Source organism: Corynebacterium sp. (genome assembly GCF_012838985.1).
Taxonomy (GTDB): Bacteria; Actinomycetota; Actinomycetes; order Mycobacteriales; family Mycobacteriaceae; genus Corynebacterium.
Map to the genome: position 1 here is coordinate 1 of NZ_DUOE01000014.1, position 25,196 is coordinate 25,196.

At 68.7% G+C, this 25,196-nt stretch carries 22 protein-coding genes and 1 pseudogene; 5 read left to right on the plus strand and 18 right to left on the minus strand.

Going from position 1 to position 25,196, the window contains the following annotated elements:
* Together GXZ33_RS00640 and GXZ33_RS00645 are read right to left on the minus strand one after the other, a co-directional pair.
* Positions 1-331 (minus strand): annotated as a pseudogene (locus GXZ33_RS00640) (hypothetical protein); the annotation flags it as partial.
* A 116-nt stretch (positions 332-447) separates the two neighbouring features.
* Complete coding sequence (locus GXZ33_RS00645; protein ID WP_291338937.1) at positions 448-1,380, minus strand: heme o synthase; 933 nt, start codon at positions 1,378-1,380, stop codon at positions 448-450.
* A gap of 368 nt (positions 1,381-1,748) precedes the next feature.
* Here GXZ33_RS00645 and tkt point away from each other — a divergent pair, with 368 nt between their 5' ends.
* From tkt to pgl, 5 genes are read left to right on the plus strand one after another with little or no spacing between them, the layout of a single operon-like run.
* Positions 1,749-3,845 (plus strand): transketolase, encoded by a 2,097-nt coding sequence (gene tkt, locus GXZ33_RS00650; RefSeq protein ID WP_291338938.1) that lies wholly within the window; start codon positions 1,749-1,751, stop codon positions 3,843-3,845.
* Positions 3,846-3,856: 11 nt separating this feature from the next.
* Positions 3,857-4,936, plus strand: a complete 1,080-nt coding sequence (tal, locus tag GXZ33_RS00655; protein WP_291338939.1) for a transaldolase — start codon at positions 3,857-3,859, stop codon at positions 4,934-4,936.
* A 34-nt stretch (positions 4,937-4,970) separates the two neighbouring features.
* Positions 4,971-6,515, plus strand: coding sequence for a glucose-6-phosphate dehydrogenase (gene zwf / locus GXZ33_RS00660; protein WP_291338940.1), 1,545 nt, complete (start codon positions 4,971-4,973; stop codon positions 6,513-6,515).
* A 17-nt stretch (positions 6,516-6,532) separates the two neighbouring features.
* The gene (locus GXZ33_RS00665; protein WP_291338941.1) at positions 6,533-7,483 is read left to right on the plus strand and encodes a glucose-6-phosphate dehydrogenase assembly protein OpcA; all 951 of its coding nucleotides are present in this window, start codon (positions 6,533-6,535) and stop codon (positions 7,481-7,483) included.
* Positions 7,461-8,195: a 6-phosphogluconolactonase gene (pgl, locus tag GXZ33_RS00670; protein ID WP_291338942.1), complete on the plus strand. Its 735-nt coding sequence runs from the start codon at positions 7,461-7,463 to the stop codon at positions 8,193-8,195. Before GXZ33_RS00665 ends, pgl begins: the two co-directional genes overlap by 23 nt.
* A 174-nt stretch (positions 8,196-8,369) precedes the next feature.
* Here pgl and secG read toward each other — a convergent pair whose 3' ends face one another.
* The 16 genes from secG to GXZ33_RS00750 form a co-directional block, all read right to left on the minus strand.
* Positions 8,370-8,606 (minus strand): preprotein translocase subunit SecG, encoded by a 237-nt coding sequence (secG, locus tag GXZ33_RS00675; protein WP_291338943.1) that lies wholly within the window; start codon positions 8,604-8,606, stop codon positions 8,370-8,372.
* Between the two features lie 53 nt (positions 8,607-8,659).
* On the minus strand, positions 8,660-11,431 hold the full coding sequence (gene ppc / locus GXZ33_RS00680; RefSeq protein WP_291338944.1) for a phosphoenolpyruvate carboxylase: 2,772 nt from the start codon (positions 11,429-11,431) through the stop codon (positions 8,660-8,662).
* Positions 11,432-11,629: 198 nt separating this feature from the next.
* The gene (gene tpiA, locus GXZ33_RS00685) at positions 11,630-12,409 is read right to left on the minus strand and encodes a triose-phosphate isomerase (protein WP_291338945.1); all 780 of its coding nucleotides are present in this window, start codon (positions 12,407-12,409) and stop codon (positions 11,630-11,632) included.
* A 36-nt stretch (positions 12,410-12,445) separates the two neighbouring features.
* On the minus strand, positions 12,446-13,663 hold the full coding sequence (gene pgk / locus GXZ33_RS00690) for a phosphoglycerate kinase (protein ID WP_291338946.1): 1,218 nt from the start codon (positions 13,661-13,663) through the stop codon (positions 12,446-12,448).
* A gap of 155 nt (positions 13,664-13,818) precedes the next feature.
* On the minus strand, positions 13,819-14,823 hold the full coding sequence (gene gap / locus GXZ33_RS00695) for a type I glyceraldehyde-3-phosphate dehydrogenase (RefSeq protein WP_291338947.1): 1,005 nt from the start codon (positions 14,821-14,823) through the stop codon (positions 13,819-13,821).
* Positions 14,824-15,156: 333 nt separating this feature from the next.
* Entirely contained in the window at positions 15,157-16,134 is a 978-nt protein-coding gene (gene whiA / locus GXZ33_RS00700; protein ID WP_291338948.1) for a DNA-binding protein WhiA, read from the minus strand.
* 96 nt (positions 16,135-16,230) lie between these two features.
* On the minus strand, positions 16,231-17,193 hold the full coding sequence (yvcK, locus tag GXZ33_RS00705; protein WP_291338949.1) for a uridine diphosphate-N-acetylglucosamine-binding protein YvcK: 963 nt from the start codon (positions 17,191-17,193) through the stop codon (positions 16,231-16,233).
* 19 nt (positions 17,194-17,212) lie between these two features.
* Positions 17,213-18,106 carry an RNase adapter RapZ gene (gene rapZ / locus GXZ33_RS00710; protein WP_291338950.1) on the minus strand — a complete coding sequence of 298 codons (894 nt, stop codon included), beginning with the start codon at positions 18,104-18,106 and terminating at the stop codon, positions 17,213-17,215.
* A gap of 9 nt (positions 18,107-18,115) precedes the next feature.
* Entirely contained in the window at positions 18,116-20,146 is a 2,031-nt protein-coding gene (gene uvrC, locus GXZ33_RS00715; protein ID WP_291338951.1) for an excinuclease ABC subunit UvrC, read from the minus strand.
* Between the two features lie 6 nt (positions 20,147-20,152).
* Entirely contained in the window at positions 20,153-20,692 is a 540-nt protein-coding gene (locus GXZ33_RS00720) for a PH domain-containing protein (RefSeq protein ID WP_291338952.1), read from the minus strand.
* Positions 20,693-20,696: 4 nt separating this feature from the next.
* Positions 20,697-21,200, minus strand: a complete 504-nt coding sequence (gene ribH, locus GXZ33_RS00725; protein WP_291338953.1) for a 6,7-dimethyl-8-ribityllumazine synthase — start codon at positions 21,198-21,200, stop codon at positions 20,697-20,699.
* A 12-nt stretch (positions 21,201-21,212) separates the two neighbouring features.
* The gene (locus tag GXZ33_RS00730; RefSeq protein WP_291338957.1) at positions 21,213-22,469 is read right to left on the minus strand and encodes a bifunctional 3,4-dihydroxy-2-butanone-4-phosphate synthase/GTP cyclohydrolase II; all 1,257 of its coding nucleotides are present in this window, start codon (positions 22,467-22,469) and stop codon (positions 21,213-21,215) included.
* 26 nt (positions 22,470-22,495) lie between these two features.
* The gene (locus GXZ33_RS00735) at positions 22,496-23,116 is read right to left on the minus strand and encodes a riboflavin synthase (RefSeq protein ID WP_291338954.1); all 621 of its coding nucleotides are present in this window, start codon (positions 23,114-23,116) and stop codon (positions 22,496-22,498) included.
* Between the two features lie 4 nt (positions 23,117-23,120).
* Positions 23,121-24,110, minus strand: a complete 990-nt coding sequence (gene ribD / locus GXZ33_RS00740; protein ID WP_291338955.1) for a bifunctional diaminohydroxyphosphoribosylaminopyrimidine deaminase/5-amino-6-(5-phosphoribosylamino)uracil reductase RibD — start codon at positions 24,108-24,110, stop codon at positions 23,121-23,123.
* Positions 24,111-24,773, minus strand: coding sequence for a ribulose-phosphate 3-epimerase (gene rpe, locus GXZ33_RS00745; protein ID WP_291338958.1), 663 nt, complete (start codon positions 24,771-24,773; stop codon positions 24,111-24,113).
* Between the two features lie 38 nt (positions 24,774-24,811).
* A partial coding sequence (locus tag GXZ33_RS00750) for a DUF4349 domain-containing protein (RefSeq protein WP_291338956.1) occupies positions 24,812-25,196 on the minus strand: 385 nt, incomplete at its 5' end.

Below are 25,196 nucleotides of genomic sequence, written 5' to 3' on the forward strand. Positions count from 1 at the left end.
CTGCCCGGTCGATCTCAGCGACGGTGCCACGCAGAGCACACAACTCAACACGCAACTCCCACTGGGACACCGCCGCGCCCTTCAACAACTTGCGGGTGTGCTTCTCGATGACGCGCAGCGCATCCAGGGAGAGATCCCCGGCCGCCGCCCGCGCGGCGGTCTGCAGCTTCCGGTGACGGGTCGGGCCGAAGTAGACGCCGGCGAGTTTCTCCCATGCTCCGGCGTCTTTGAAGCCCAGCGCGGACAGCGCTGCCACATCCACTGTGCCGGTGGTCAGGGCCTCCAGGACAGGGATGGCGCGCAGGGCCTCGAACGCGGTGAGCAGGTGCATGCCCCGGACGATAGACGGGGGTCACGGGGACGTCGAGAAGCAGAAACGCCGGCCTGTGGACAACCAGGAGTCATCCACAGAAACCGGCGTTCCGGTCGTTCGACCAGTTGACGGGGCTAGAAGAATGTGGTCGTCCAGCCGAGCATGGAGCCGATCGTCTCCCAGCCGAGGACCGCGTCCACGGAGAGGGCGACGAAGACGAGCGCCAGGTAGTTGTTCGACAGGATGAACAGCTTCAGCGGCTTGACATCCTTGCCGGCCTTGACGCCGTTGTGCAGGACGATCGCCATGATGAGGAAGTACAGGCCACCGATGAGGGAACCGGCGAGGTAGATCCAGGAGGCGGCCGGCACCAGCAGCAGCGTCGTGACGACGGTGGCGACGGTGTACCAGACGATCTGGCGGGTGACCTGGACGGGCTTGCGCACGACGGGGAGCATCGGCACGCCGGCCTTCTCGTAGTCGGCGCGGTACTTCATGGCCAGGGCCCAGGTGTGGGGCGGGGTCCAGAAGAAGATGATCATGAACAGGACGATGGCCTGCCACCACTGGGCGGGGATGCCCTCGGGCATGTTGTCGGTGATGACGGCCCAGCCGACGAGCACCGGCATACAGCCGGCGGCGCCGCCCCAGATGATGTTCTGCCAGGTCCGGCGCTTGAGCCACTTGGTGTACACGTAGATGTAGAACCAGTTGGTCAGGATGATGAAGAAGGCCGCCAGCCAGGACTTGGTCAGCAGGCCCAGCCACAGCACGGAGATGATGAGCAGGGACCACGCGAAGATGGTGGCCTTCCTGTTCGTCACGGTGTGGCGGACCAGGGGGCGGGCGCGGGTGCGTCCCATCTTCTGGTCGATGTCCGAGTCGGCCACCATGTTGAAGGTGTTGGCCGCTGCGGCACCCATCCAGCCGCCGATGACGGTCAGCAGGATGAGGATGATGTTGTTCTCGCCGCGTTCCGCCTGCAGCATCGCAGGAATAGTGGCTACGAGGAGCAGCTCAATGACCCTCGGCTTCGTGAGCGCAATATAGGCCTTGATTGTCTCCAAGAGAAGGTTCCTCCAACGGCAGGTCAGGAAATGTAACCGGTCACGCGCACTTGTTGTCGCGTCTACCAGTACCGGTCGGACAGGACCGTCGAAAAGTTCCCGGCAGGTTCCGGACGACGTCCCGGTGCATATAGAATCCAGCCCCGTCATACTAGCGCCCGTACCGGTGCGCGGGACAATCCCCCGCCCCAAACCATCTATTTCAGCACAGTTGCGTGGGCCGCGGACCATGATCGCCAAACAAGTCACTAAGGTGGTGAGGTGACGTGGACCCCCGGTGCCGGGAACGGACGCATGCGCCTCCGCCCCGGCACCGGGTCACGGCCCACCTGAACTCCTTGACGATCAACTTGAAGTGAGGATCCATCGTGACCCTGTCGCCCGAACTGCAGGCCCTGACCGAGCGCCGCTACCCCGCCGACTGGACCGAGACCGACACCCGCGCCGTGGACACGGTCCGCATCCTGGCCGCTGACGCGGTGCAGAACTGTGGCTCCGGGCACCCGGGCACGGCCATGTCCCTGGCACCGCTCGCGTACACCCTGTACCAGCGCGTCCTGGACCATGACCCCAACGACACCGACTGGGTCGGTCGCGACCGCTTCGTGCTCTCCTGCGGCCACACCTCCCTCACCCAGTACATCCAGCTCTACCTCGGCGGCTTCGGCCTCGAGATGGACGACCTCAAGGCCCTGCGCACCTGGGACTCCCTGACCCCGGGCCACCCGGAGGTCGGCCACACCCGCGGCGTCGAGATCACCACCGGCCCGCTGGGCCAGGGTCTGGCCTCCGCGGTGGGCATGGCCATGGCCGCCCGTCGTGAGCGTGGCCTCTTCGACCCGGAGACCCCGGCCGGCGAGTCCCCCTTCGACCACTTCATCTACGTCATCGCCTCCGACGGCGACCTGCAGGAGGGCGTCACCGCCGAGGCCTGCTCCCTGGCCGGCACCCAGGAGCTGGGCAACCTCATCGTCTTCTGGGACGACAACCGCATCTCCATCGAGGACGACACCCAGATCGCCTTCACCGAGGACGTCGTCGCCCGTTACGAGTCCTACGGCTGGCAGACCATCGAGATCGAGGGTGGTGAGGACGTCGCCGCCATCGAGGCCGCCGTCGTCGCCGCCAAGGCCGAGACCACCCGCCCGACCTTCATCCGTGTGCGCACCGTCATCGCCCACCCGGCCCCCAACGCCCAGAACACCGGCGCCTCCCACGGCTCCGCCCTGGGCGCCGACGAGGTCGCCGCCACCAAGGAGATCCTCGGCTTCGACCCCGAGGTCCACTTCCACATTGACGACGAGGTCCTCGCCCACACCCGCCAGCTGCGGGAGCGGGGCGCCGAGAAGCACGCCGCGTGGCAGAAGAAGTTCGACGCCTGGGCCGAGGCCAACCCGGAGAACAAGGCCCTGTTCGACCGTGTCGTCGCCCGCCAGCTGCCGGAGGGCCTGGCCGAGTCCATGCCGACCTGGGAGGCCGGCGAGTCCGTCGCCACCCGTAAGGCCTCCGAGGCTGCCCTGCAGACCCTCGGTGCCGCCATGCCGGAGCTGTGGGGCGGTTCCGCCGACCTCGCCGGCTCCAACAACACCGTCATCAAGGGCTCCCCGTCCTTCGGCCCGAAGAAGATCTCCACCGACACCTGGTCCGCTGAGCCCTACGGCCGCAACCTGCACTTCGGTATCCGTGAGCACGCCATGGGTGCGATCCTCAACGGCATCGCCCTCCACGGCCCGACCCGCCCCTACGGCGGCACGTTCCTCATCTTCTCCGACTACATGCGTCCGTCCGTGCGCCTCGGCTCACTCATGGAGTCCGACGTGTACTACGTGTGGACCCACGACTCCATCGGCCTCGGCGAGGACGGCCCGACCCACCAGCCGGTGGAGACCCTGGCCGCACTGCGCGCCATCCCGGGCCTGTCCATCCTGCGTCCGGCCGACGCCAACGAGACCACCCAGGCCTGGGCCGCGGCTCTCGAGTACAAGGAGTCCCCGAAGGGCCTGGCCCTGACCCGCCAGAACATCCCGGTGCTCGAGGGCACGAAGGAGAAGGCCGCCGAGGGTGTGCGCCGCGGCGCCTACGTCCTGGTCGAGGGCTCCAAGGAGACCCCGGACGTCATCCTCCTGGCCACCGGTTCCGAGGTCCAGCTGGCCGTCGAGGCCGCGCAGACCCTCGAGTCCGAGGGTGTGGCCGCCCGCGTCGTCTCCATGCCGTGCATGGAGTGGTTCCTCGAGCAGGACGCCGCGTACATCGAGTCGGTCCTGCCGGCCGCCGTCACCGCGCGCGTCTCCGTGGAGGCCGGCATCGCCATGCCGTGGCACCGTTTCACCGGCACCACCGGCCGCAACGTGTCCCTGGAGCACTTCGGTGCCTCCGCACCGTTCGAGAAGCTCTTCGAGGAGTTCGGCATCACCGCCGACGCCGTCGTCGCAGCCGCCCACGAGTCCATCACCGCCAGCAAGTAAAGGACCCACCCATGACCCACATCGACGAGCTCGCCGCGCTGGGTACCTCCACCTGGCTCGACGACCTGTCCCGTGACCGCATCACCTCCGGCAACCTGGCCGAGCTGATCGAGTCGAAGTCCATCGTCGGCGTCACCACCAACCCGGCGATCTTCGCTGCCGCCATGACCAAGGGCGACTCCTACGACGCCCAGATCGCGGAGCTCAAGGAGTCCGGCGCCGCCGTGGACGAGGCCGTCTACGCCATGTCCGTCGACGACGTCCGTGACGCCTGCGACATCCTCCTGCCCGTGTACGAGCGCACCGGCGGGCAGGACGGCCGCGTGTCCATCGAGGTGGACCCGCGTATCTCCGCCGACCACGACGCCACCATCGCGCAGGCCCGCGAGCTGTGGAACAAGGTCGACCGCCCGAACGTGATGATCAAGATCCCGGCCACCCCGGAGTCCATCCCGGCGATCACCGACGCCCTGGCGGAGGGCATCTCCGTCAACGTCACCCTCATCTTCTCGGTCGCGCGCTACCGCGAGGTCATCGCCGCGTACCGCGAGGGTGTGCAGAAGGCCGCCGAGAACGGTCTCGACGTGTCGCAGATCCACTCGGTCGCGTCCTTCTTCGTCTCGCGTCTCGACGTCGAGGTCGACCGCCGCCTCGAGGAGATCGGCACCGAGGAGGCGCTCGCCCTGCGCGGCAAGGCCGGTGTGGCCAATGCTCAGCGCGCCTACGCCGTGTTCCAGGAGATCGGCCGCAAGGACCTGCCGGAGGGCGCCAACGTGCAGCGTCCCCTGTGGGCCTCCACCGGTGTGAAGAACCCGGACTACCCGGCGACCCTCTACGTCACCGAGCTGGCCGGCCCGGAGACCGTCAACACCATGCCGGAGCCGACCATCGACGCCGTGCTCGAGCAGGGTGGCCTCCACGGCGACACCCTGAGCGGCACCGCCGAGGAGGCGCAGGCCGTGTTCGAGCAGCTGGTGGCCGTCGGCATCGACATGGAGGACGTGTTCGCGGTGCTGGAGCGGGAGGGCGTCGAGAAGTTCGTCGCCTCCTGGACCGAGCTGCTGGACTCCATGGAAGCCCGACTGCGCTAGCAGTCCCCTCCCCCGACAGGAAAGGACCAAGCGCATGCCTCTGCCCGTGAACGGCACCGACGCCTGGATCAACCCGCTGCGGAACACCGCCGACAAGCGGCTGCCCCGCATCGCCGGACCCTCCGGCATGGTGATCTTCGGTGTGACCGGTGACCTGGCCCGCAAGAAGCTCCTCCCGGCCATCTATGACCTGGCCAACCGCGGACTCCTGCCGGCCGGTTTCACCCTCATCGGTTTCGGCCGACGCTCCTGGAGCAAACCCGAGTTCGAGGAGTACGTGCGGGAGGCCGTCGAGACCGGCGCCCGCACCGAGTTCCGCGAACACGTGTGGGAGCGTCTGGCCGAGGGCATGCACTTCGTCGAGGGTAACTTCGACGACGAGGGTTTCGACCGTCTCGCGACCACCCTCGCCGAGATGGACACCACCCGCGGCACGGCGGGCAACTGGGCCTTCTACCTGTCGGTCCCCCCGGACTTCTTCACCGCCGTCTGCCACCAGCTAGAGCGTTCCGGCCTGGCGGAGTCGGCGCCGGAGGCGTGGCGCCGCGTGGTCATCGAGAAGCCCTTCGGGCACGACCAGGAGAGCGCGCGCGAGCTCAACCGGGTGGTCAACGCCGTCTTCCCGGAGGACTCGGTGTTCCGCATCGACCACTACCTGGGCAAGGAGACGGTGCAGAACATCCTGGCGCTGCGCTTCGCCAACCAGCTCTTCGACCCGATCTGGAACGCGCACTACGTCGACCATGTGCAGATCACCATGGCCGAGGACATCGGCCTGGGTGGTCGCGCCGGCTACTACGACGGCATCGGCGCCGCCCGGGACGTCATGCAGAATCACCTCCTCCAGCTCCTGGCCCTGGTGGCCATGGAGGAGCCCATCGCCTTCGACCCGGCCGAGCTGCAGGCCGAGAAGGTCAAGGTCCTGCGCGCGACCAACCCTGTCCACCCCCTGAACAAGACGACCGCCCGCGGCCAGTACGCGGCCGGCTGGCAGGGCTCGCACAAGGTGCGGGGTCTGCGCGAGGAGGAGGGCTTCGACCCGGAGTCCACCACCGAGACCTACGCCGCGTGCACCCTGGAGATCAACTCCCGCCGCTGGGCGGGCGTGCCCTTCTACCTGCGCACCGGCAAGCGCCTGGGCCGCCGCGTCACGGAGATCGCCCTCGTGTTCAAGGAGGCGCCGCACCAGCCCTTCCTCGAGGGGCAGACCTCCTCGCTGGGGCAGAACGCGATCGTCATCCGCGTCCAGCCCGACGAGGGTGTGCTCATGCGCTTCGGTTCCAAGGTCCCCGGCTCCGCCATGGAGGTCCGCGACGTCAACATGGACTTCTCCTACGCGGAGGCCTTCACCGAGGCGTCCCCCGAGGCCTATGAGCGACTCATCCTCGACGCGCTTCTCGACGAGTCCTCGCTCTTCCCCACCAACGAGGAGGTGGAGCTGTCCTGGGCGATCCTCGACCCGATCCTCGAGTTCTGGGCGGAGAAGGGGCAGCCCGAGGAGTACGAGTCCGGCACCTGGGGCCCCGCCTCCGCCGACCGCATGCTCGAACGCACCGGCCGCGCCTGGCGCCGCCCCTAACCTGGAAGGGATCAGACGTGAAGATCGAACTGCCGGACACCGACACCCGGAACATCGCCGCCAGCCTCCTCGAGGCGCGGGAGAACAACTCCCAGACCACCGGGCGTGTGCTCACCCTCATCGTCATCGCCGCCCTCGACGACGACGTCGACCACATCATCTCCGTCACCCGCGACGCCTCCCACGAGCACCCCGCCCGTGTGCTGGTGCTGCTCACCGGCCGGGAGGACGCCGATTCGCGTCTCGACGCCGAGGTGCGCGTCGGCGGCCACGCCGGCGCCTCGGAGATGGTCATCATGCGCATCACCGGTGAGATGGTCAACCACCTCGCCGCGGTGGTCACCCCCCTGCTGCTGCCGGACACCCCGGTCGTGGCGTGGTGGCCGACCACCGCCCCCGCCAACCCGTCCGAGCATCCGCTGGGCCGTCTGGCGCAGCGCCGCATCACCAACGCGGACCACCCGGACAGTGACGCGATCCTCGGGCGGATGCGTGCCTCCTACGCCCCCGGCGACTCGGACATGGTGTGGTCGAAGATCACCGCCTGGCGCGGGATCGTCGCCTCCTCCCTGGACCGTCACCCGCACGAGGACGTGGAGGCCGCCGTGCTCACGGGACCGGCGAATGAGCCGCAGATCGACATCGCCGCCGGCTGGCTCGCCGACCGCCTCGGCGTCCCGGTCTCCCGTGAGGTGTGTGCACCGGGTGACGACGCCCGCCTGTTCCCCATCCGTCGTCTCACCTTCGAACGGGCCTCCGGCCCGGTCCGTATCGAGGTCCTCGACCACCGCACCGTGTGCGTCGGTCTGCCCGGCCGCCCGGAGTCGCTCGTCGCGATGAACGAGCGTTCCGACGCCGACTGCCTCTCCGAGGAGCTCCGACACCTCGACCCCGATCTCGCCTACGCCAACGCTCTGCGCGGACTCACCCGCGTGAAAGGAATCAATGGTCACTCTCCGTCGTCCTGACACCCTGTCCACCCTGCTCGACCAGGCCGCCACGTCGCTCATCGACGTCGTCGCCGCCCTCCAGGCCACCGGGGGCGGTGTCCACGCCGACGGTGTGGCCCGCCTGGTGCTCACCGGCGGGGGTGCCGGCATCGGCCTGCTGGAGCGCGTCCGTGAACTCGAGGACGCCGACTCCCGCATCGACTGGTCCCGCGTCCACGTCTTCTTCGGCGATGAGCGCAACGTGCCGGTCAGCGACCCGGAGTCCAACGAGGGCCAGGCCCGCGACGCCCTGCTCAGCCACGTCGACATCCCCGAGGCCAACATCCACGGATTCGGCGTCGACGGCGGGGACATGGAGCAGCAGGCCCGCGACTACGAGGCGAGGATCACCGAGGTCGCACCGGAGGGCTTCGACATCCACCTGCTCGGCATGGGCCACGAGGGGCACATCAACTCCCTGTTCCCCCACACCGACGCCGTGCGTGAGTCAGAGCGCCTCGTCATCGCCGTGACCGACTCCCCCAAGCCGCCCGCCGACCGCGTCACCCTCACCCTCCCGGCCGTGCGCCGTGCGGAGCAGGTGTGGCTGCTGGTCTCCGGGGAGAACAAGGCCGAGGCCGCCGCGCAGATCGTGGCACGCGCCAACCCGGAGGACTGGCCCGCCGCCGGCGCCGAGGGCACCGAGGACACCGTCCTCTACCTCACCGACGACGCTGCTACAGCTCTCTGATCACCCGCTGGTGCCGCCGGTCGGGCACCAGCCGCCACATCGGCGCGGGCCTGCGCCGTCGACAGCCAATCGTCGACAAGATCACCGGTGAGCGTGGACAGGGAACGCACCATGTCCATGCCCGCCCATAAAACGCGACGACGCCCCCGAAGGGGCGTCGATGAGCGGCGGAGCCTAGCCGCCGAAGGCCTGGATGAGGTTGAGTGCCACGATGCAGGCGATCCAGATGACGGCCATGAGGATGGTGTAGCGGTCGAGGTTCTTCTCGACGACCGTCGAACCGGAGAGGTTCGACTGCACGCCGCCGCCGAAGAGGCTCGACAGGCCGCCGCCCTTACCCTTGTGCAGCAGAACGAACACCGTCATGAGCACGGCGGTGAGCACGAGGATGATCTGGAGTGCGAGGGTCATGAAGGTCCTTTGCGGGAATGGGGCGGGAAACTCCGGCTCAGTCTACACCAGGCCTAGCCGGAGTTGCGCAGTGCGGTGGCGAGTCCGTTCATCGTCAGCTGGATGCCGCGGGACACGGCCCGTCGGGCGTCGCCGGCACGGTGACGGCGCAGCAGTTCCAGCTGGATGATGTTCAGCGGCAGCAGGTACGGGAAGCGCCTGCGCACCGACCGCGCCAGCGCCGGGTTATCGGCGAGCAGCTCGGCGCTGCCGGTGACGGTGCTGAACATCTCGCGGGTGAGCTCGAACTCCTGCGTGATGACGCCGTGGACACGCTCGGCGACCTCCCGGTCGTCGATGAGCCGGGCGTAGAGCTCCGCGAGGTCCATGCCTGCCTTCGCCATCACCTGCGCCATGTTCGACATGATCGAGGTGAAGAAGGGCCAGGACTGGTAGAGGTCACGCAGCTCGGCGATGCGCTCCTCCCGGTCCTCCCCCTCCCCGATCCACTCCTGCAGGGCGGTGCCCACGCCGAACCAGCCCGGCAGCAGGACACGCGACTGGGACCAGGCGAGCACCCACGGGATGGCGCGGAGATCGTCGACGCCCTTGGTCTGCTTGCGGGCGGTCGGGCGGGAGCCGATGTTGAGGGATCCGATCTCGTCGAGCGGGGTGGACTGGGTGAAGTACGGGATGAAGCCCGGGTCCTCGTGGACGAGCTCCGAGTACTTGCGGCGGGAGATCGCCGCCAGCTCGCTCATGATCTGCGTGGCGCGGGCGCGGTCCTCCAGGTCGTCGACGGTGAGCAGGCTGGCCTCGAGCGTCGCGGAGACCAGGGCCTCCAGGTTGCGGCGGGCCGCCCGCGGGGAGCCGTACTTCGCGGAGATGATCTCGCCCTGCTCGGTGATGCGCACGGACCCGTCGACCGCGCCCTGCGGCTGCGCCAGGAGCGCGTCATAGGAGGGACCACCGCCACGGCCGACGGTGCCGCCCCGGCCGTGGAAGAGACGCAGGCGCACGCCGTACTCGCGGCCGACCTTGACCAGGTCGGTCTCGGCGTCGTAAAGCGCCCAATTGGCGGCGAAGTAGCCGCCGTCCTTGTTGGAGTCCGAGTACCCGAGCATGACCTCCTGGATGTTGCCGCGCTGGGCGAGGTAGGACCGGTAGATCGGCAGATCCCACAGCTGACGGAGGATGCCGGCGCCGGCCTGGAGATCGTCGATCGTCTCGAAGAGGGGGACGATGTCGATGCTGCCGGTCGGGCCCTGGCCGTTGGCCTGGATGAGGCCGACCTCCTTGAGCAGGACCATCGGCTCGAGGATGTCGCTGACCGACTGCGCCATGGAGATGATCTGGTGCGGGATCATCTGCTCACCGAAACGGGCCACGGAGTCGGCGGCCTGCGAGATGAGGTCCAGCTCGCGCTGCGTCGGCTCGGAGAAGCCCCGGTAGCCGCGCGGCACGAGGGGCCGCGGGGTCTGCAGCTCGCGGGTGAGCAGCTCGATCTTCTCCTCCTCCCGCAGCGCGTCGTAATTGGGGTGGACGTGCGCGGTGGCGAAGACCTCGGTGAGCACGTTCTCGAAGGACTCGGAGTTCTGCCGCAGGTCGATCGAGTACAGGTGGAAACCGAAGGAGGCGACGGCCGCCCGGATGGTGCTGAGACGGTCGTCGGCGATGATCTCGTCGTGGGAGGCACGCAGTGAGGCGTCGATGGTGGTGAGGTCCGCCTCGAACTCCTCCGGGGAGCCGTAGGGCTCGTGCTCACGGTGCCAGACACCCTCGACGGCGTCCTCGCCGATGAGGGCCGCCGTGGTGGCGAGGATGCGGCCGCGGACCCCGTGGACGGCGCGGCGGTAGGGCTCGTCGACGCGCGAGGGGACGTCGTTGTGGCCCCTGCCGGCGAGGGCGACGAGCTCCACGGTGACCGACGTCATCCGGTCGGAGAGGCTCAGCTCGCTCTCGAGGGCGTGGAGCTGCTGGGCGTAGTACTTGAGGACGGTCTGGGAGGCGCGTCGGGAAGCGTAGTCCAGGGTGTGCGCGGTGACGAAGGGGTTGCCGTCGTGGTCGCCGCCGATCCAGGAGCCCGGGCGGACGATCGCCTGGCCGGCGCTGCCCCGCAGGTCGGCCCCGAAACGATCGGTCAGGGTGTCCACGACATGCCGGTTGAGGGCCGGGATCTCCCTGAGCAGGGAGAGCGTGTAGTAGCGCAGGCCGACCTCGATCTCATCCTCGATGCGGGGGCGGGCCTGGCGGATGAGCGCGGTCTGCCACAGGATGGTCATCCGGCGGCGGATGTTGCGCTCGATGTCCGCGAGGCGGGCCTCGGTGCGGGCGTTCGGCTCCGCCTCCTCGACGGCGTGACGCTGCAGCATGAGCTCGGTGATGTGCTTCTGCGCGTCGAAGACGGTGCGGCGGCGGGTCTCCGTCGGGTGGGCCGTGAGCACCGGCGCCACCAGGCCGGCGGACAGGGACTTCTCGATGTCCGCCGCGCGGACGTCGGCCTCCGTGAACTTCTCCCACGTGGCGTGGAGGGTGGAGTCGGGGGCGCCACCCTCGTCGAGGATGCGCTCCCGGTGGAAGTCGTCGTGGATGTCCTCCGCGAGGTTGGCCATGAGGGCGAAGTGGCTGAACGCCCGGATCACCGGGGTCGCGCGTTCCGGCTCGATGTTGCGGAACAGGTCGACGAGGACCTCCAGCGAGGCGTTGCCCTTGGCCACCTGGAAGGCCTGCTGACGGGCGTGCTCGACGAGGTTGAACACCTCCTCGCCCTCCTGTTCCGCGATCACCTGGCCGAGGATGCGGCCGAGGTAGCGGATGTCTTCCTGCAGATGGTCACGGACGGTCATGGAGTGTCTCCCTGTGCGTGCTCGAAGAAGGCGGGGTGGTGATATGAGGTTCGCCTCACCATCATGGCGTATTTGGCGGCCCGCCGTGCGACATTGGTGATGTGTACCACATTTACATTCCGGGGCCGGAAGCGCGCCCACCCCTGACATGACACCGGCCCCGTGCACGGGTGCAGGGGGCCGGTGGGTCAGGGGCTGCTAGACGACGGACGCCGCGGCGGCAGCCAGCTTGGCGAACTCCTCGCCGTCGAGCGAGGCGCCACCGACGAGACCACCGTCGACGTCGGGCTGACCGACGATCTCGGCGACCGAGTCGGTCTTGACGGAACCGCCGTAGAGGATACGGATGCCGTCGGCGACCTCATCGCCGGCCAGCTCACGGACGAGACCGCGGATCGCCGCGCAGACCTCCTGGGCGTCGGCCGCGGAGGCGACCTTGCCGGTGCCGATGGCCCAGACGGGCTCGTAGGCGATGACGGTGTTGCCCAGATCCTCGGCGGACAGGCCGGCCAGGGAGTCACGGGTCTGCTTCACGACGTACTCGACGTGGGTGCCCGCCTCGCGGATCTCCAGCGGCTCACCGACGCACACGATCGGGCTCATGCCGTGCTTGAGGGCGGCGGCGGCCTTCGCGGCGACCAGCTCGTCGGACTCGTTGTGGTACTCGCGGCGCTCGGAGTGGCCGACGACGACCCAGGTGCAGCCGAGCTTGGCCAGCATCTGGGCGGAGACCTCACCGGTGTAGGCACCGGACTCGTGCCGGGAGACGTCCTGGGCACCGTAGGTGATCTTCAGCTTGTCCCCGTCGACGAGGGTCTGCACGGAGCGCAGGTCGGTGAACGGGACGGTGACGGCGACGTCGACCTTCTCGTAGTACTCCTTCGGCAGGGCGAAGTCGAGCTTCTGCACGGTGGCGATGGCCTGGTGGTGGTCCAGGTTCATCTTCCAGTTACCGGCGATGAGGGGGGTGCGTGCCATGGGTGAGGCACTCCTTTCAGACAGGGTGGTGGGTACTCAGCGGTCCAGGACGGAGACGCCCGGGAGCTCCTTGCCCTCGAGGAACTCGAGGGAGGCACCGCCACCGGTGGAGATGTGGGAGAAGCCGTCCTCGTTCAGGCCGAGCACGCGGACGGAGGCTGCGGAGTCGCCGCCACCGACGACGGAGAAGGAGCCGTTGTTCGCGGTGGCGTCGATGATGGCCTGCGCGACACCCTCGGTGCCCTTGGAGAACGGGGCCATCTCGAACACGCCCATCGGGCCGTTCCAGAAGACGGTCTTGGAGGAGGCGAGGACGTCGGCGAACTTCTTGACGGACTCCGGGCCGATGTCCGGGGACAGCCAGCCCTCCGGGATGCCGTCGAGCTCGACGACCTTGTGCTCGGAGTCGGCGGAGAACTCGGCGGCGGCCACGAGGTCGACCGGGAGGACGATCTTGTCGCCGAAGCGCTCGAGGAGGTCCTTGCAGGTGTCGATCATCTCGTCCTGCAGCAGGGACTTCTGGGTGTCGTAGCCCTGTGCCTTGAGGAACGTGTAGCACATGCCGCCGCCGATGATGATCTTGTCGGCCTTGCCGGCGAGAGCCTCGATGACGCCCAGCTTGTCGGAGACCTTGGAGCCGCCGAGGACGACGACGTAGGGGGACTCCGGGTTGGTGGCGGTCTTCTCCAGGACGGAGATCTCCTTCTCCACCAGGTTGCCGGCGTAGGCCGGGAGACGCTTGGCGACGTCGTAGACGGAGGCCTGCGCACGGTGGACGACACCGAAGCCGTCGGAGACGAAGGCACCGTTGTCGGCGGCCAGGGCGGCGAGCTCGTCGGCGAAGGCACCGCGCTCGGCCTCGTCCTTGGAGGTCTCGCGGGCGTCGAAACGCACGTTCTCCAGCAGGAGGACGTCGCCCTCGGTCAGGCCGTTGGCACGCTCGTGGGCGTCCTCACCGGTGACGTCGCCGGCGAGGGCGACGTACTGGCCGAGAGCCTCGGAGAGGGCCTCGGCGACCGGGGCCAGGGAGAACTTCGGGTTGGGCTCGCCCTTCGGACGGCCGAGGTGGGCCATGACGATGACCTTGGCGCCACCCTCGACGAGTGCCTGCAGGGTGGGCAGGGAGGCGGTGATGCGGCCCGCGTCGGTGATCTCACCGGCGTCGTTGAGCGGGACGTTGAAGTCGGAGCGGACGAGGATGTGGCGGCCGTCGACGCCCTCGTCGAGCAGGTCCTGCAGAGTCTTCACGGTCATGGCTGTCTCCTTGACTTTGTCTTCAGATGAAAAAGAGGCGGCTGATGAGGGTGTGGATAGCCCAGAGGCCCGACGTGTGCCGAGGCACACCCCGGGCCGCAGGGGCGCACTCCCCCGGTCTCAGCCGGAGGCCGGGAGGGTGCGGGGTCGCTGTCCTAGAGCTTGGAGGCGACCAGCTCGGTCAGACGCAGGAGCTGGCAGGTGTAGCCCCACTCGTTGTCGTACCAGGAGACGACCTTGACCTGGTCACCGATGACCTTGGTCAGGCCGGCGTCGAAGATGGAGCCGTGCGGATCGGTGATGATGTCGGTGGAGACGATCGGATCCTCGGTGTAGGCCAGGGTCTCACCGAACTCGCCCTGCGCGGCCTCCTTGATGAAGGCGTTGACCTCCTCGACGGAGGTCTCGCGGGAGGCGGTGAAGGTGAGGTCGGTGGCGGAGCCGGTGATGGTCGGGACGCGCAGTGCGTAGCCGTCCAGCTTGCCCTTCAGCTCCGGCAGGACCAGCGAGACGGCCTTGGCGGCACCGGTGGAGGTGGGCACGATGTTGACGGCGGCGGCGCGGGCGCGACGCAGGTCCTTGTGCGGGGCGTCGTGCAGACGCTGGTCACCGGTGTAGGCGTGGATGGTGGTCATCAGGCCGCGCTCGATGCCGAGCTTGTCGTTGAGGACCTTGGCCATCGGGGCCAGGCAGTTGGTGGTGCAGGATGCGGCGGAGATGACGTTGTGGTTCTCCGGGTCGTAGTCCTGGTGGTTGACGCCGTAGACGAAGGTGGCGTCCTCGTTCTTCGCCGGGGCGGAGATGATGACCTTCTTGGCGCCGGCCTCGATGTGGGCCTTGGCTGCCTCGGCGTCGGTGAAGAAGCCGGTGGACTCGATGACGATGTCCACGTTGTGGGCGGCCCAGTCCAGGTTCTTCGGGTCGCGCTCGGCGGAGACCGCGATGGTCTTGCCGTCGTAGGTGATGGAGTCGTCGTCGAACGACACCTCGCCCGGCAGCTTGCCGAGGATGGAGTCGTACTTCAGGAGGGTCGACAGCGTCTTGTTGTCGGTGAGGTCGTTGACGGCGACGATCTCGATGGCCTCGCTGCGCTCCAGGACTGCGCGGTAGAAGTTACGGCCGATACGGCCGAAGCCGTTGATGCCAACGCGGATGGTCACAATTTTCTCCTCGGGTTTGAGTACACGTGTCCGGATGTGACCGCACTGTCCGTCGTATTGACTGTCGTTCACGGCCCATCAAGGCACAGTTTAGCGACACTCACCCCGCTCCGCAGCGATGATTCAGACATTTTCGGACATCCGGGTGTTTCCGATTATGTCCGGGCTCACATCGGGCCCTCCACTACTTCCCGAAAGTCGTTGTCAACGGGGAGTATCCGCCTGCAGCGCAGCGGACGAGGCGCTGCAGGCAGCCGAAAGATATCGGTCACACATGCCCGATTCACCCCCGAATGGAACACTCCGGAGGCCCTCCCCCGGTCGGATGCCCGTCTAGGCGCCGTCGAGAAGATCCTCGGTGACCGCCTCATTGGTGTCCGGGACGCCCAGTTCCTCGGCCCGCTTGTCCGCCATGGACAGCAGACGGCGGATACGGCCGGCGACCGCGTCCTTGGTCATCTGCGGATCGGCGAGACGGCCCAGCTCCTCCAGCGAGGCCTGCCGGTGCTGGACACGCAGCTGCCCCGCCTCGGCGAGATGCTCCGGGACGTCATCCCCGAGGATATGCATCGCCCGCTCCACGCGAGCGGCAGCCGCCACGGCGGCCCGGGCGGATCGCCGCAGGTTCGCGTCGTCGAAATTGGCCAGGCGGTTCGCGGTGGAGCGGACCTCGCGGCGCAGCCGCTTGTCCTCCCACTCCAGGCGGATCTGCTGCGCCCCCATGCGGGTGAGCAGCGCCCCGATCGCGTCGCCGTCACGGATGATGACGCGGTCCGTCCCGCGGGTCTCCCGGGTCTTCGCGGTGATACCCAGGCGGCGGGCCGCACCGACGAGCGCGAGGGCGGCCTCCTGGCAGGGGCACGTGACCTCCAGCGCGGAGGAACGGCCCGGCTCCGTGAGGGAGCCCTGCGCGAGGAACGCACCCCGCCACGCGGCCTCGTTGTCGGCGACGGTGCCACTGATCACCTGCGGCGGCAGGCCGACCACGGCGTGCCCGGAACGGGTGATCAGTCCGAGACGGCGCACGAGGTCCTCGGTGCCCTCGGTGATGCGCAGCAGGTGACGGGCGTTCTTCGCCGCTCCCCCGGCGCTGATGCGGTGTTCATGCACCTCCACGCCGTAGAGCTCGGTGAGGGAGTCCGCCAGCCGGCGGGCGACGTCGGCGGAGTCGAACTCCGCCTCCATCACGAGACTGCCGGCGATGATCTGCATCTGGCCCGCGAATCGCAGGAGTGCCGCCGCCTCCGCAGCGCGCGCCGACTGACGCGGAACCGCCACCCGTGCGAGTTCGTCCTTGACCCTTGCTGTCAATGCCACAGCCTCGACTGCCTTTCTCTTGTCCGGCCCTGATGGTCCGGTCCAGTGTAGACAACGGCCTCGGCCGGGTCTGCGTCCCCTCGGCGGGAGTCAGTCGCGGGAGTCCGTGAACAGGGAGGCGAAGGCGCGGGAGAGCTTGACCGGATCGTGGATGTTCAGGCGCCGTCCGTCGGTGTCGACGGTGCCGAGATCCTCGAAGACGACCTCCGCCCCCAGGACCGCGGCCGCCCGGGCGAGGTAGGCCCGTTCGGCACCGGTGGGGATGGCCTCACTGTCGACGAGCACCCGGTCGATCCGCAGCATCGGGGCGTGCTGGCTGAGCATGTGGATGTGCCGCTCGGAGGAGAAGCCCTGGGTCTCCCCCGGCTCCGCCGAGAGGTTGAGCACGACGACCTTGAGTGCCTCCGTCTCGTTGAGCGCGTCGACGATGCCGGGCACCAGCAGGTGCGGGATGACCGAGGAGAACCAGGAGCCGGGGCCCAGGGTGACCAGGCTGGCGTCACGGATCGCCTCGACGGCCAGGGGACTCGGCTCCGGGTGCTCGGGGATGAGGCGGACCCTCCGCACGGTACCCGGGGTCGTCGCCACGGCGACCTGCCCCCGCACGGGGCGGATGACGCGGGGATCCTCGTCGAGTCCCGCGACCTCCGCCTCGATCTCGAGGGGCTGGTTGCACACGGGCAGCACGCGGCCGTGGGAGCGGGTCAGTTCGCCGACCTTGTCCAGGGCGGCCTGCTCACTGCCCAGGACCTCGGCGAGACCGGCGATGAGGAGATTACCCACCGCGTGCCCGGCCAGAGCCCCGGTCCCGCCGAAGCGGTGCTGGAGGGCCCGGGTCCACAGACTCGAATCCGCGTCGTCGCTGGCCAGGGCAGCCAGGGCCATCCGGAGGTCGCCGGGCGGGATGATGTCCATCTCGCGGCGTAGGCGCCCCGAGGAGCCGCCGTCGTCGGCGACCGTGACGACGGCCGTGATCGACTCGGGTTCACTCAGACGTGCGGCGACCAGGGTCTGGAACAGGCCGTGCCCGCCCCCCAGTGAGGTGATGTGCATGTGGTGCTCCTGGGTCGGGTCAGTCGCGGGCGATGTCGCGGTGGAAGACGTTGACGTCGAGCTCCGGAAGTTCGGACAGGCGGCGGCGCAGCTCCTCCGAGACGGCGACGGAACGGTGGTGGCCGCCGGTGCAGCCGACGGCGACGGTGATGAAGTTCTTGCCCTCGTGGCGGTAGCCGGCGAGCATCGAACGGAACATGTCGACGAAGCGGTCGAGGAACTCCCCCGCCCCCTCCTGGCTGAGCACGTAGTCGCTCACCGGGGCGTCGGTGCCGCGGTAGCCGCGCAGCTCGGGGATCCAGAAGGGGTTGGGCAGGAAGCGGACGTCGACCATGAGGTCGGCGTCGCGCGGGGCGCCGTGCTTGAAGCCGAAGGACTCGATGGTCACGTGCTGGCGGTTGTGCGCCATAGTGCCGAAGGATGCCTCGATGGCGCGCCGCAGGTCGTGGACGGACATGTCCGAGGCGTCGATGACGATGTCCGCGAGCTCCTTGATCGGGGTCGTCAGCTCACGCTCCCGGTCGATGCCCGCCTGGAGCGTGTCCTCGCCCTGCAGCGGGTGGGTGCGGCGCACGCTGTCGAAACGGCGGATGAGCACGTCGTCGCGGGCGTCCATGAAGAGAATGGTGGGGCGCATGCCCCGCTCCGTGAGGTCCTTGATCACCGTGCGGAGGCTGCCGCCGAAGACCCGGCTGCGGACGTCGGTGAGGAAGGCGATCTTCTCCACCCGGGGATTCTGCTCCAAACCCGCCTCCAGGGAGGGGGCGATCAGCTCGCGGGGCAGGTTCTGGACGACGAAGAAGCCCTTGTCCTCGAGGACCTTCGCCGCGGAACTGAGGCCTCCGCCGGACATGCCGGTGATGAGGACGGGGGGCGTCGAGAAGCGGGCGGGCGCATCAGGAGAGGACGTCATGCGGCCATCTTATCGCGGGCCCTCCTCCCCCGCGGGGTGCAGGTGAGCGAACACCGCCGCCGCGAGTTTCGGCCCGAATCCCCGTACCTCCGCGATCTCCGCCTCGGTCGCCTCCCGCAGCTTCTTCACCGATCCGAAGTGCTTGACCAGCTCCGTCCGGCGGGTGGCGCCGAGGCCGGGGACGCCGTCGAGCTCGGAGACACGCATCCGCTTCGAGCGCTGCTGGCGGTGGTAGGTGATGGCGAAGCGGTGGGCCTCGTCACGGATCTGCTGGAGCAGGAACAGGCCCTGGGAGTTGCGCGGCAGGATGAGCGGGTCGGACTCACCGGGCACCCAGATCTCCTCGAGGCGCTTGGCCAGGCCGATGAGGGTGACGTCGACGATGCCGAGCTCGTCGAAGACCTTCTGCGCGGCGTTGACCTGCGGGAGGCCGCCGTCGACGATGAACAGGTTCGGCGGGTAGGCGAAACGGCGGACGTCGGTGCTCATCTCCTCGACCTGTTCGTCGGCGAAGGTCTGGGCCTCGGCCTCCTCGTCGGGGACGGCGAGCCTGTCCTGGTTGTGGCGCAGGAAACGCCGGCGCGTGATCTCCGCGATGGACGCGACGTCATCGGAGTGTCCGCCGCCCGCGGCCTCCTTCACCCGGTAGCGGCGGTAGTCGGACTTGCGCGGCAGCCCGTCCTCGAAGACGACGAGGGAGGCGACGACGTCGGTGCCCTGGATGTGGGAGATGTCGGTGCACTCGATGCGCAGCGGGGCCTCTTCGAGTCCGAGCACGTCCTGGATGTCCTGCAGGGCGGCGGAGCGGGCCGTGAGGTCGCCGACGCGCTTGAGCTTGTGCTGGCGCAGGGCGTCCCGGGCGTTGCGCTCGACGGTCTCCATGAGTGCCCGTTTGTCGCCACGCTGGGGGACGCGCAGATCGACGGCCGCGCCGCGCAGCTCCCCGAGCAGCGTCGCCACCTCGTCGGGCTCATCCGGCAGGTGCTGCACGAGGATCTCCCGCGGCACCACGGCCCCCGGTTTCGGGGGCTGCGAGGAGTACTTGTCGACGCCCCGACGTTCGATCCGGTCGGCCTCGTCGCGGGCGTCGAGAAGCGCGCGTTCGACGGCGTCGGAGTAGAACTGGATGAGGAAGTCCTGCATGAGCTCCCCGAGGGGAGCTTCGGTACGCTCGACGACCCAGCCGCGCTGGCCCCGGATGCGGCCGCCGCGGACGTGGAAGATCTGGACGGCGGCCTCCAGCTCGTCGGAGTGGACGGCGATGAGGTCGGCGTCGGTGCCGTCGCCGAGGACGACGGACTGCTGCTCCATGACCTTGTTGATCGCCTCGAGGTCATCGCGCAGCCGCGCCGCGCGTTCGAACTCGAGCTCCTCGGCGGCCTGCTCCATCTCCCGGGTGAGCTGCCGGACGACCTGGTCGGTGTGGCCGTTCATGAAGGAGATGAAGCCGTCGACGATGTCGCGGTGCTCCTCCGGGGTCACGCGCCCGACGCACGGGGCGGAGCACTTGTCGATGTAGCCGAGCAGGCAGGGACGGCCCAGGCTCTGGTGCCGGTTGTAGACGCCCTTCGAGCAGGTCCGCACCGGGAAGACACGGGTGAGCAGGTCGAGGGTCTCGCGCACCGCCCAGGCGTGTGAGTAGGGGCCGAAGTAGCGCACCCCCCGGCGGCGGGGACCACGGTAGAAGAAGGCCCGCGGGATGGTCTCCCCGGTGGACACGGCCAGCAGCGGATAGGTCTTGTCGTCGCGGTACTTGACGTTGAAGCGGGGGTCGAAACGCTTGATCCACGTGTACTCGAGCTGCAGCGCCTCCACCTCGGAGGCCACCACGGTCCACTCGACGCTCGCGGCGGTGAGCACCATCTGACGGGTGCGCGGGTGGAGGGTGGTGACGTCCTGGAAGTAGTTCGCCAGACGTGCCCGCAGGCTGTTCGCCTTACCCACGTAGATGACGCGCCGGTGCTCGTCCCGGAATTTGTAGACGCCCGGCTCCGTGGGGACAGTCCCCGGGGCCGGGCGCCAGGTGCTCGGATCAGCCATCAGCTGCTAGTCCTGCGGCATGTACTTGGCCTCGAGCTCACGGAACTCGGACACCGCCTTGACCACCGCCGGGCCGTCGGAGGCCTGCATCGCCCACATGGGCACGTACTCGAACTCGGGCAGCTCCAGACGCGCCATGCGGGAGCCCTGCGGGAAGAACAGACCGTAGGCCACGACCCACGGGTAGAAGCGGGTGCCGATGATGTTGCGGATCTCCACGCCGTCCTCGTTCGCGCGGACCCGCGGGCGAGTGAACGCGAGGTACGCGAGCACGGAGATGACCACGCCGACCATCGGGAAGGCCAGCTTGTCGATGAACGAGATACCCGCACCGGTGAACTCGATGTCGAGGAAGTAGCCCATGAAGATGTGCACCGCCATGACGACCGCGATGCAGATCCACGCCAGGCGCTTGAGGGAGGGCGAGCGGACCTCGAACTCCCAGGGCTTCGTCGTGGTCTGGGCGTGCGGGTCGAGGGCGGCGTAGTAGGCGAGTTCCTCGTCGCTCAGCTGGCGGCGGGTGTTGTCGGTGTTGCTCACGCTCATCAGTCTAACCCCGGTCCCCCGGAAGGCCAGCCTGCCCGCGGATGCGGCGCAGCGTCAGGGCGGCGTCGAGGGCCGCGATCATGGCCTCCGCTCCCTTGTCCTCGACGGAGTCCGCGAAGCCGGCCCGGTCGATGGCCTGCTGTTCGTCGTTGGTGGTGAGCACGCCGTTGCCGATCGGGGTGGACTCGTCCAGCGCGATGCGGGTCAGTCCCTCGGTGACGGAGTCACACACGTAATCGAAGTGCGGGGTGCCGCCACGGATGACGCAGCCCAGGGCCACGACCGCGTCGTGCGTGCGCGCGAACTCCTGGACGACGACGGGCAGTTCGAGGGCACCCATGACATGTGCCTCGGAGAGCTTCTCGACGCCCGCCTCCCGCGCCGCCGCGACCGCGTTGCGGCGCATCTGCTCACAGATCTCGGTGTTCCAGCGGGCGGTGACGACGGCGACCCGCAGGCCGGCGGCGTCGAGGGTGCCGTCGAGGACGGGGAGACCTTCCTTGCTCACGTGTGTTGCTCCTTAGTTGTCGGGGTGTCCGGCGTCCCAGTCGGCGACGGCGGGCAGGTCATGACCCATGCGGTCGCGCTTGGTGCGCAGATAGCGGATGTTGTCGGCGTTCGGCTCCACCGGGATGGAGGTCCGGCCGTTGATGTCGACGCCGAAGCCCTCGAGGGCGGCGCACTTGGTGGGGTTGTTGGTCAGCAGCGACACGGAACCCACCCCCAGGTCGCGGAGGATCTGGCCGGCGGCGGAGTACTCGCGGGCGTCGGCGGGCAGCCCCTGCTCGAGGTTGGCGTCGACGGTGTCGAGGCCCAGGTCCTGGAGACGGTAGGCCTCCATCTTGGCCATGAGTCCGATGCCGCGTCCCTCATGGCCGCGCAGGTAGATGATGACGCCGCGGCCGGCCTCCTGCACCATGCGCATCGACTCGTGCAGCTGCGGACCGCAGTCGCACCGGCGGGAGGAGAAGACATCGCCGGTCAGGCACTCGGAGTGGACACGGACGAGGACGTCACCGTCACCGGCGACATCACCGACGGTGAGGGCGACGAACTCGGTGCCGTCGATGCGGTGGCGGTAGCCGTACATCTGGAAATCGCCGAACTCGGTCGGCATGCGGGTCTCCACCAGTCGCTCGACCTGCGACTCGGTGCGGCGACGGTACTCGATGAGCTGCTCGATGGAGATCATCGCCAGGCCGTGCTCATCGGAGAAACGACGCAGCTCCGGGCCGCGGGCCATGTCGGTCGGGTCGTCCTCGGAAACGATCTCGCACAGCACGCCGGCCGGGCGCAGACCCGCCAGGACGGACAGGTCCACGGCGGCCTCGGTGTGGCCGTCACGGGCGAGCACGCCTCCCTCGACGGCCCGCAGCGGCACGACGTGGCCGGGGCGGGTGAAGTCGAGGCGGGTGGTCGTCGGGTCGGCGAGACGCTGGATCGTCTCCGCCCGGGACGTCGCGGAGATGCCGGTGGTGCCGGTCGCGGCGTCGACGGTGACGGTGTAGGCGGTGTGGCGGGCGTCCTGGTTCTGCGCCACCATCGGCGGCAGGTCGAGGCGGTCGCAGTCGGCGTTGGTCAGGGCCGTGCAGATGTAGCCGGAGCTGTAGCGGACCATGAAGGCCACGAGCTCGGGGGTCGCCAGCTCCGCGGCGAAAATGAGGTCACCTTCGTTCTCACGGTCCTCATCATCCACGACCACGACCGCCTTACCTGCCGCAATGTCGGCGATGGCGCGCTCGACCGTGTCGAGGCGCAGGCTGTCGGTCTTCTCCAGGGTTTCGTCACTCACGGGGATCAACCTTAGCCCTCCGTGCGGGAGGCCTGACCGTTGACCCTGTCTCCCAGCATCTTCTCCACGTACTTGGCCAGCACGTCGACCTCGATGTTGACGACGTCCCCCTCGGCGAGCTCACCGTGGGTGGTCTCCGCGAGGGTCGTCGGGATGAGGGAGACCTCGAACCAGCCCTCCCCCACCGCGGAGACGGTCAGGCTCGTGCCGTTGACGGCGATGGAGCCCTTCTCCACGACATAACGCGTCAGGTCGGTGTCCAGTGAAAAACGCAGCACGTCCCAGTTCTCCGAGGAGGTGCGGTGCAGGAGGCGGGAGGTGCCGTCGACGTGTCCCTGCATGATGTGACCGCCCAGGCGGGCTCCGGCGGCCAGCGCCCGCTCGAGGTTCACCTTCGAGCCGACCTGCAGCTGGCCGAGGCCCGTCCGGTCGAGGGACTCCTGCATGACGTCGGCGGTGAACTGCGTGTCGCTGTGCTCCACGACCGTCAGGCACACGCCGTTGACGGAGATGGAGTCACCGAAGGAGGCGTCGGTGAGCACCTTGCTCGCACCGATCGTCAGACGCAGGGCGTCCTCCTGGGGTTCCAGCTTGTCGACGCGGCCGATCTCCTCAACCAGTCCTGTGAACAACTGCTCAGTCCTTTCGGGTCATCTCGATGAGCACGTCGTCGCCCAGCTGGACGACGTTGCGGGTGCGGAAACGGAGGGCATCGTCGATGCTCAGCCCGACCGCCTCCGTGAGGACGCTGCGGCCCTGGCCGAGCAGCGCCGGAGCGACGTAGGCCTGGATGTGGTCGACCAGGCCGGCCTCCACGAATCCGGAGGCCAGGTGCGCGCCACCCTCGACGAGGACGTCGCGTGCCCCTGTGTCCCACAACCGCCACAGGGCCTCAGGAATTCCCCGGTACTGCTCGAAGCCGAGGCGGTGCAGGTTGGCGGCGTGCCCGGTGAGGGAACGCCCGCCGATGACCACGCGCCGCGGCTGGACCGGCAGTTCACGGCCCTGCTCCCGCGCGGTGAGGGAGGGGTTGTCGGCGATGGCGGTACCGGTGCCGATGATGATCGCGTCCCGCTGCGCACGGTCCCGGTGCACGTGGGCGCGTGCCTCCTCGCCGGTGATCCACTGGCTCGACCCGTCCAGCGCGGCGGTGAAGCCGTCGACGGTCTGGGCGAACTTGAGGGTCACCGAGGGACGGTTGCGGCGCACCGCGGTCAACCACGGCAGGAGTGCCGCGACCTCCCGGTCGAGGCACTCGGCGTTGACGCCGTTCTCGCGCAGGAACTGTGCCCCGCCGGTGGCCTGTGGGTTGGGGTCCGGCTGGCAGTAGTGGACGGTGTCCACGCCGGCGTCGAGAAGCGCCTGTGAACAGGGGCCGGTGCGGCCGGTGTGGTTGCAGGGCTCCAGGGTGACGACGGCGGTACCGCCCTCCGCCCGCTCCCCCGCCTCACGCAAGGCCATGACCTCCGCGTGCGGTCCCCCTGCCGGCTGCGTGCGGCCGGTGCCCACGAGGACGCCGTTGCGGTCGAGGATCGCGGCCCCCACCGGCGGGTTGGGGCTGGTGTGGCCGCGGGCCTCCTCGCCCTGCGCGATCGCGGCGGCCAGTGCCTTGCCGATGCCCTCCATCTAGATGGTGGCCAGGCGACGCAGGTTCTCGACGGCCTCCGCCGGGTCCTCCTTGCCGTACACGGCGGAACCGGCGACGAAGGCGTCACAACCGGCCTCCGCGGCCTGCGCGATGGTCTTCTCGGAGATGCCGCCGTCGATCTCGATGAGGGTGGTCAGCCTGTTGTTGTCGATCGCCTCGCGCAGCGTGCGCACCTTCTCCAGCTGGTCCGGCATGAAGGACTGGCCGCCGAAGCCCGGCTCCACGGACATGACCAGCACCAGGTCGAAGAAGCGCAGGTCCGCCAGGTAGGGCTCGATCGGGGTGCCCGGCTTGAGCGAGAAACCCGCCCGCACGCCCTTGGAGCGGATGTGCCTGGCCAGGGCCACATGGTCGTCGGTGGCCTCGACGTGGAAGATGACGCAGTCGGCGCCGGCGTCGATGTAGCGGTCGACCCACTCCTCCGGATTCTCGATCATGAGGTGCACGTCGAGCACCTGATCCGTGATCTGGTCGACGGTCTTCGTGATGTCGGGGCCAAAGGACAGGTTGGGGACGAAGTGTCCGTCCATGATGTCGACGTGGATCCAGTCCGCGTTGCTGACTGCGCGGACCTCCTCGCCGAGCTTCGAGAAGTCAGCCGCGAGAATGCTGGGAGCGATGATCGGAGATGCCATGGCCACGAGTGTACGCGGGGCCTGGTGAGGGGTGGACACGACCGCTACTCATCCGGCTGGGTGGTCTTCCGGCGGCGCTTCCGGCGACGACGCACGAACGCCAGGACCGCGGCGACGACCGCGCCGATGACCACCAGCCACGGGAGCAGACCCATGAACACGATGAGGATCGACTCCAGGGAGTACAGGAACGTCTCCCACGCCTCCTCGAAGACGTTCGGCGGACGGTAGCCGTCGTCGTCGACGGTGAACGTGACGGTAAGCGTCGACAGGGCGACCTGGTCGGCGAGCCAGTCGAGCTGCCCGGTGAGGGAGTCCAGGTCGGCCTGCCGGCTGGTCAGCATCTCCTCCGCCCGGAGCAGATCCTCGACAGAGTCCGCCCCCGTCATGAGCTCGGTGAGCCGCTCGATGGAGGCCTGCAGCGCCTGC